Below are 8,607 nucleotides of genomic sequence, written 5' to 3'. Positions count from 1 at the left end.
CACTTACAATTATAGAGATATTTGTGCTTTTTTAATATCAAAAATTAAAATAACGGTCAGTGAATATTTCACCAACCGTTAAAAATATACAACCAAAATATACAGCCGTAAAATGAGCCATGCATGCTCACAATCCTCTTGCATAGAGCGCTGTTGATAACAGCCCCCCATACTTTGAGAGCATATAAAAATACACCCCAAAAGATGATTTCTCACCTTTCGGGATGTACGCCGCTCATCGCATCCAATTATGCGTTTATTTCTGCTTGGCAACGTACTACTCTCGCGGAACGTCAGTCCGACTACCATCAGCGCTAAAGAGCTTAACTTCTGTGTTCGGCATGGGAACAGGTGTGACCTCTTTGCCATAGTCACCAAACAAAAATGCTTTTGAATGTTATACATTCAAAACTAGATAGTAAGTATACATTCACAAGTAAAACCTTATGAACAAATTTGATTAAGTCTTCGATCGATTAGTATTCGTCAGCTCCACGTATCACTACGCTTTCACCTCGAACCTATTTACCTCGTCATCTTCGAGGGATCTTATAACCGAAGTTGGGAAATCTCATCTCGAGGGGGGCTTCATGCTTAGATGCTTTCAGCACTTATCCCGTCCATACATAGCTACCCAGCTATGCCGTTGGCACGACAACTGGTACACCAGAGGTATGTCCATCCCGGTCCTCTCGTACTAAGGACAGCTCCTCTCAAATTTCCTACGCCCACGACGGATAGGGACCGAACTGTCTCACGACGTTCTGAACCCAGCTCGCGTACCGCTTTAATGGGCGAACAGCCCAACCCTTGGGACCGACTACAGCCCCAGGATGCGATGAGCCGACATCGAGGTGCCAAACCTCCCCGTCGATGTGAACTCTTGGGGGAGATAAGCCTGTTATCCCCGGGGTAGCTTTTATCCGTTGAGCGATGGCCCTTCCATGCGGAACCACCGGATCACTAAGTCCGTCTTTCGACCCTGCTCGACTTGTAGGTCTCGCAGTCAAGCTCCCTTATGCCTTTACACTCTATGAATGATTTCCAACCATTCTGAGGGAACCTTTGAGCGCCTCCGTTACACTTTAGGAGGCGACCGCCCCAGTCAAACTGCCTGCCTGACACTGTCTCCCAGCACGATAAGTGCTGCGGGTTAGAAATCCAATACAATTAGGGTAGTATCCCACCAGTGCCTCCACGTAAGCTAGCGCTCACGCTTCTAAGGCTCCTACCTATCCTGTACAAACTGTACCGAATTTCAATATCAGGCTACAGTAAAGCTCCACGGGGTCTTTCCGTCCTGTCGCGGGTAACCGGCATCTTCACCGGTACTATGATTTCACCGAGTCTCTCGTTGAGACAGTGCCCAAATCGTTACGCCTTTCGTGCGGGTCGGAACTTACCCGACAAGGAATTTCGCTACCTTAGGACCGTTATAGTTACGGCCGCCGTTTACTGGGGCTTCGATTTGTAGCTTCGCTTGTGCTAACCACTCCTCTTAACCTTCCAGCACCGGGCAGGCGTCAGCCCCTATACGTCACCTTACGGTTTAGCAGAGACCTGTGTTTTTGATAAACAGTCGCTTGGGCCTATTCACTGCGGCTCTTCAGAGCGTGAACCCCAAAGAGCACCCCTTCTCCCGAAGTTACGGGGTCATTTTGCCGAGTTCCTTAACGAGAGTTCGCTCGCTCACCTTAGAATTCTCATCTTGACTACCTGTGTCGGTTTGCGGTACGGGCACCGATATTCTAGCTAGAGGCTTTTCTCGGCAGTGTGAAATCAACGACTCGAGGAAACAATTTCCTCTCCCCATCACAGCTCAATCTTAATGAGTGCCGGATTTACCTAACACTCAATCTTACTGCTTGGACGTGCACTCCAACAGCACGCTTCGCCTATCCTACTGCGTCCCCCCATCGCTTAAAACGAATATTGGTGGTACAGGAATATCAACCTGTTATCCATCGCCTACGCCTGTCGGCCTCAGCTTAGGACCCGACTAACCCAGAGCGGACGAGCCTTCCTCTGGAAACCTTAGTCAATCGGTGGACGGGATTCTCACCCGTCTTTCGCTACTCACACCGGCATTCTCACTTCTAAGCGCTCCACATGTCCTTGCGATCATGCTTCAACGCCCTTAGAACGCTCTCCTACCATTGTCCTACGGACAATCCACAGCTTCGGTAATATGTTTAGCCCCGATACATTTTCGGCGCAGTGTCACTCGACTAGTGAGCTATTACGCACTCTTTAAATGATGGCTGCTTCTAAGCCAACATCCTAGTTGTCTGGGCAACGCCACATCCTTTTCCACTTAACATATATTTTGGGACCTTAGCTGGTGGTCTGGGCTGTTTCCCTTTCGAACATGGACATTATCACCCACGTTCTGACTCCCAAGTTAAATTATTTGGCATTCGGAGTTTGTCTGAATTCGGTAACCCGAGAGGGGCCCCTCGTCCAAACAGTGCTCTACCTCCAATAATCATCACTTGAGGCTAGCCCTAAAGCTATTTCGGAGAGAACCAGCTATCTCCAAGTTCGATTGGAATTTCTCCGCTACCCTCAGTTCATCCGCTCACTTTTCAACGTAAGTCGGTTCGGTCCTCCATTCAGTGTTACCTGAACTTCAACCTGACCAAGGGTAGATCACCTGGTTTCGGGTCTACGACCAAATACTCATTCGCCCTATTCAGACTCGCTTTCGCTACGGCTCCACATTTTCTGCTTAACCTTGCATCAGATCGTAACTCGCCGGTTCATTCTACAAAAGGCACGCCATCACCCATTAACGGGCTCTGACTACTTGTAAGCACACGGTTTCAAGTTCTCTTTCACTCCCCTTCCGGGGTACTTTTCACCTTTCCCTCACGGTACTGGTTCACTATCGGTCACTAGAGAGTATTTAGCCTTAGGAGATGGTCCTCCTAGATTCCGACGGAATTTCACGTGCTCCGTCGTACTCAGGATCCACTCAAGAGGGTATTCGTTTTCGACTACAGGATTATTACCTTCTCTGATTAACCTTTCCAGGTTATTCGTCTAACAAATACTTTTGTAACTCCGTATAGAGTGTCCTACAACCCCAACAAGCAAGCTTGTTGGTTTGGGCTCTTCCCGTTTCGCTCGCCGCTACTCAGGGAATCGATTTTTCTTTCTCTTCCTCCGGGTACTAAGATGTTTCAGTTCTCCGGGTCTACCTTCTCACATACTATGAATTCATATGCGGATAACACGACATAACTCGTGCTGGGTTCCCCCATTCGGAAATCTCTGGATCAAAGCTTACTTACAGCTCCCCAAAGCATATCGTCGTTAGTAACGTCCTTCATCGGCTTCTAGTGCCAAGGCATCCACCGTGCGCCCTTAATAACTTAATCTTTTATGATTGAGCTTTCACTCAATTCACCAGTTATTAATTATGTGAGTCGTCTGTCGACGACTAGCGATAATTTTGTTTCAAGCTTTCGCTTGTCACTCGGTTTTGCTTGGTAAAATCTATACTTACTTATCTAGTTTTCAATGTACAATCGTTGAATCCTCAAATGAATGAGCATTCAAAACTGAATACAATATGTCATGTTAATTCCGTCTATCACCTGTTGGTGATATTTCCGTATATTATCCTTAGAAAGGAGGTGATCCAGCCGCACCTTCCGATACGGCTACCTTGTTACGACTTCACCCCAATCATTTGTCCCACCTTCGACGGCTAGCTCCAAAATGGTTACTCCACCGGCTTCGGGTGTTACAAACTCTCGTGGTGTGACGGGCGGTGTGTACAAGACCCGGGAACGTATTCACCGTAGCATGCTGATCTACGATTACTAGCGATTCCAGCTTCATGTAGTCGAGTTGCAGACTACAATCCGAACTGAGAACAACTTTATGGGATTTGCTTGACCTCGCGGTTTCGCTGCCCTTTGTATTGTCCATTGTAGCACGTGTGTAGCCCAAATCATAAGGGGCATGATGATTTGACGTCATCCCCACCTTCCTCCGGTTTGTCACCGGCAGTCAACTTAGAGTGCCCAACTTAATGATGGCAACTAAGCTCAAGGGTTGCGCTCGTTGCGGGACTTAACCCAACATCTCACGACACGAGCTGACGACAACCATGCACCACCTGTCACTTTGTCCTCCGAAGAGGAAAACTCTATCTCTAGAGCGGTCAAAGGATGTCAAGATTTGGTAAGGTTCTTCGCGTTGCTTCGAATTAAACCACATGCTCCACCGCTTGTGCGGGTCCCCGTCAATTCCTTTGAGTTTCAGTCTTGCGACCGTACTCCCCAGGCGGAGTGCTTAATGCGTTAGCTGCAGCACTAAGGGGCGGAAACCCCCTAACACTTAGCACTCATCGTTTACGGCGTGGACTACCAGGGTATCTAATCCTGTTTGATCCCCACGCTTTCGCACATCAGCGTCAGTTGCAGACCAGAAAGCCGCCTTCGCCACTGGTGTTCCTCCATATCTCTGCGCATTTCACCGCTACACATGGAATTCCACTTTCCTCTTCTGCACTCAAGTTTTCCAGTTTCCAATGACCCTCCACGGTTGAGCCGTGGGCTTTCACATCAGACTTAAAAAACCGCCTACGCGCGCTTTACGCCCAATAATTCCGGATAACGCTTGCCACCTACGTATTACCGCGGCTGCTGGCACGTAGTTAGCCGTGGCTTTCTGGTTAGGTACCGTCAAGACGTGCACAGTTACTTACACATTTGTTCTTCCCTAACAACAGAGCTTTACGATCCGAAGACCTTCATCACTCACGCGGCGTTGCTCCGTCAGGCTTTCGCCCATTGCGGAAGATTCCCTACTGCTGCCTCCCGTAGGAGTCTGGACCGTGTCTCAGTTCCAGTGTGGCCGATCACCCTCTCAGGTCGGCTACGTATCGTCGCCTTGGTAGGCCGTTACCCCACCAACTAGCTAATACGGCGCGGGTCCATCTATAAGTGACAGCAAGACCGTCTTTCACTGTTGAACCATGCGGTTCAACATGTTATCCGGCATTAGCCCCGGTTTCCCGGAGTTATTCCAGTCTTATAGGTAGGTTACCCACGTGTTACTCACCCGTCCGCCGCTAACTTCAAAGGAGCAAGCTCCTCGTCCGTTCGCTCGACTTGCATGTATTAGGCACGCCGCCAGCGTTCATCCTGAGCCAGGATCAAACTCTCCATAAAAGAAGTAAGCTTGATATAGCTCGTTTGATTGATTAAGTCAATCACTCTTTAAAGTACGTTGAAGTACTCAAATTATCGGAATTAACGTTGACATATTGTCATTCAGTTTTCAATGTTCATTTCATTTTGATTAAATGGAGCGGGTGATGGGAATCGAACCCACAACACCAGCTTGGAAGGCTGAGGTTTTGCCATTAAACTACACCCGCTTATTAAATTAAATTGGTTGATGCGGCCGAGAGGACTTGAACCTCCACGGGATTTCTCCCACTAGGCCCTCAACCTAGCGCGTCTGCCATTCCGCCACGACCGCTTGGAATCAAACGATAGGTTTTTTCAGAACGTTATTCATTATATAATACGCTTTTATAAGTGTCAACACTTTTTTAACATTAATTTAATGTTTGTCATCTTACTTTAACACATTAAATTAGCGACGTATTTTAGAATACTACACAACTCGTTCCATGTCAAACAATTTTTTTCTCTTAAAACATTTAAAGAACTTCTTGTTTTGACGACTTTTTCATTATAATAAGGTGGTCCATTTTTGTCAACAAAATTTTTATAAAAAACAAAAATAGCATTCAATCATTGTGATGATTAACATAAGTACTGTTAATCAATGGTTTGAAATGATTGAATGCCTGTGTAATTTAAATCTCAAACTGCATAAATCTTTATCCTATGACAATACAGGACTCTGAAATTTTTAGTCTACAGATTACATGAATTGCCTTTAGTCTCTCTGTTCATACGTTATCTGCGTTGACGTAATAATTTTAAACGACCTCCACATTTTCCACATCGCATTTTTTCGATATTTACACTTCTTATCCGTTGAAATTTGGTCTGGCATGAAAGACATTGATATTCATACTTAACTCTAGATTGATAGCTTTCTATTGGTTGACAAAAACGAGGTGCCTTGACCTTTTCAGCTAATAATTTAAAATCTCAATCTTTATGTTGATAGCCTTTTCCTTCAATGTGCAAAAAATAATGGCATAATTCATGTTTAATAATATCTATTAAGGCTTGCTTGCCATATGTTTCATATTGCTTCGGATTAATTTCAATATGATGCGACTCTAACATATATCTGCCACCCGTTGTTCTGAGTCGTTTATTAAAGAACACTCGATGTTGAAATGGCTGATTAAAATCATTCATTGCAATACTTTCTGTTAATTTTTGTAGCTCTTGATTATTCATTAGGATTAATCATAGTCAATGCAACTTTTCCTTTTTGTTGATCAATTTGTTCTATCCAAACTTCAACAATATCTCCTACACTAACGATGTCCATTGGGTGTTTTACAAACTTTTTGGCTAATTTTGAAATATGAACTAACCCATCTTGTTTCACACCAATATCTACAAAAGCGCCAAAGTCGACAACATTTCGAACTGTCCCATTCAGTTTCATCCCTTTTGATAAGTCTTCAATAGATAAAACGTCCGATTTGAGTTCTGGTGTCTCAAAATCATCCCTTGGATCACGATGTGGCGCAATTAATGACTTAATAATATCTTCTAAAGTTGGAACACCAATATTTAAAGCATTGGCTTGCGTTGCAATACCAACTTGCTTTAATTTTTCTATTGCTTTGGCACTGCCAATTTCTGATATTTCTAAACCGACTAATTCTAACAACTGGTAGGTCGCAGGATAACTTTCAGGATGTATTGCTGTATTATCAAGTGGTTCTTTGCCTTCGACGATTCGTAAAAAGCCGATACTTTGTTCAAATGTTTTGGCACCTAAACGTTTGACTTTATTCAATTGTTTATGATGTGTTATTGCACCGTTTTCTTCTCTATATGCAACAATATTCTCAGCAATTTGTCGAGATAAACCTGACACGTGCTGTAACAACGTACTTGACGCTGTATTAACATCAACACCGACTTGGTTTACGGCCGTTTCAACCACAAAATCTAAAGCGCCACCTAACGCTTTTTGATTTACATCATGCTGATATTGTCCAACGCCAATAGATTTTGGATCAATTTTTACAAGCTCACTTAAAGGATCTTGAACACGTCTCGCAATGGACACAGCACTTCTTTCTTCTACTTGAAAGTCCGGAAATTCCGCTCTTGCAATGTCTGATGCAGAGTAAACAGAAGCCCCCGCTTCATTGACGATAATATATTTCAAGTCAAGTTGATTTTCTTGAATCATATTCGCAACAAATTGTTCTGTTTCTCTACTTGCTGTACCATTACCTATTGCTACCAAGTCAATATGGAATGCTTTCACTATTTCTAAAAATGTGCGCTCAGCTTCTTTGATTTTCGAAACTGGAGGGTGTGGATATATCACCGATTTTTCTATGAAAGTGCCATAAGGATTTACCACTGCTAATTTACAACCCGTTCTAAAAGCTGGGTCTACCCCTAAAATTTGTTTATTCTTTAATGGCGGTTGTAGTAACAGACTTTTTAGATTTTCACTAAATAAGTGAATCGCTTGGGTTTCGGCACGCTCAGTTAAATCGCCTCGAATTTCTCTTTCAATTGAAGGAAATATTAAACGTTTCATTGCGTCATCAATTGCGTTTTCAACGTAAGCTGTTAAATCATTTTGCGCTTTAAGTTCTAACTTTTTAATATTTTGCGTAAGCTCTAAAAGGTTGGCTTCAATTTTAATTTGTAAAACTTTTTCTGATTCACCACGATTCATCGCTAATATACGATGATTTGCGACTTTGCGTAGTGGCTCTTGATAATCGTAATACATTTCAAATGTCGCTTTTTCATCTTCCGCATTTTTCTTTTTCTGCGAAGTAATATTCGCTGTTTTTAGCGTTTGACTTAAAATTTGTTTTCGATATTGCGGATGATCTGCTATTTTCTCAGCGATAATGTCTTGTGCACCTTGCAATGCATCTTCAACTGAAGATACTTCATCATTGATAAATTCAGATGCTTTTTCCTCAATATTCGCATTTTGTTGTTGTAGATATAGCCACTCTGCTAAAGGTTCTAACCCTTTTCTTTTAGCTTCTGTAGCACGTGTCTTTTTCTTTTGTTTGAAGGGTCGATATAAATCTTCGACACGCTGCAATTTTGTTTGCTTTTGGATTTCATTTTTTAGCTCAGCTGTTAATAAGCCCTGTTGCTCTATATTATGGATGACTTCATCTTTTCTTTTTTGAAGATTTTCCATATATTGATATTCATCGGCTATTTGTTTAATTTCAACTTCATCTAGGCCACCGGTTACTTCCTTTCGGTAACGCGCGATAAAAGGTACTGTGTTTTTCTCCTCTAACAACTGCAATACAGCGTTAATATGTTTGATTGGAAATTGATATTTATTATGTATGTCTTGAACAAAATGATTGGTCAAGTTAAATCCCCACTTTCTCGTTTCTCATTCTTCATTATTGTAACATTCACATTTAAAAGTTGATAG

1 protein-coding gene, 2 tRNA genes, 3 rRNA genes and 1 pseudogene are annotated in these 8,607 nt (G+C 43.2%); all 7 read right to left on the bottom strand.

Annotation, left to right across the window (positions count from 1 at the left end; all coding sequences use genetic code 11):
• Nucleotides 1–264: 264 nt before the first annotated feature.
• The 7 genes and pseudogenes from rrf to HMPREF1208_RS11205 all read right to left on the bottom strand — a co-directional run bounded on the left by rrf (nucleotide 265) and on the right by HMPREF1208_RS11205 (nucleotide 8,541).
• A 5S ribosomal RNA gene (gene rrf, locus HMPREF1208_RS11235) occupies nucleotides 265–379 on the bottom strand.
• Nucleotides 380–456: 77 nt separating this feature from the next.
• Nucleotides 457–3,380 (bottom strand): 23S ribosomal RNA (locus tag HMPREF1208_RS11230).
• A 251-nt stretch (nucleotides 3,381–3,631) separates the two neighbouring features.
• A 16S ribosomal RNA gene (locus HMPREF1208_RS11225) occupies nucleotides 3,632–5,183 on the bottom strand.
• The 16S, 23S and 5S rRNA genes sit together here with 2 tRNA genes alongside, the layout of an rRNA operon.
• 135 nt (nucleotides 5,184–5,318) lie before the next feature.
• Nucleotides 5,319–5,392 (bottom strand) — tRNA-Gly (locus HMPREF1208_RS11220).
• 21 nt (nucleotides 5,393–5,413) lie between these two features.
• Nucleotides 5,414–5,496: transfer RNA gene (locus tag HMPREF1208_RS11215), tRNA-Leu, on the bottom strand.
• A gap of 446 nt (nucleotides 5,497–5,942) precedes the next feature.
• A pseudogene (locus HMPREF1208_RS11210) lies at nucleotides 5,943–6,398 on the bottom strand (SprT family protein).
• Nucleotides 6,391–8,541 carry a Tex family protein gene (locus tag HMPREF1208_RS11205; RefSeq protein WP_016426493.1) on the bottom strand — a complete coding sequence of 717 codons (2,151 nt, stop codon included), beginning with the start codon at nucleotides 8,539–8,541 and terminating at the stop codon, nucleotides 6,391–6,393. The pseudogene HMPREF1208_RS11210 and the gene HMPREF1208_RS11205 overlap by 8 nt, the downstream one beginning before the upstream one ends.
• Nucleotides 8,542–8,607: the final 66 nt, after the last annotated feature.

The sequence above is a fragment of the Staphylococcus sp. HGB0015 genome (assembly GCF_000411275.1).
GTDB classification, from domain to species: domain Bacteria; phylum Bacillota; class Bacilli; order Staphylococcales; family Staphylococcaceae; genus Staphylococcus; species Staphylococcus schleiferi.
This window is presented reverse-complemented; position numbering and strand designations above follow the sequence as displayed.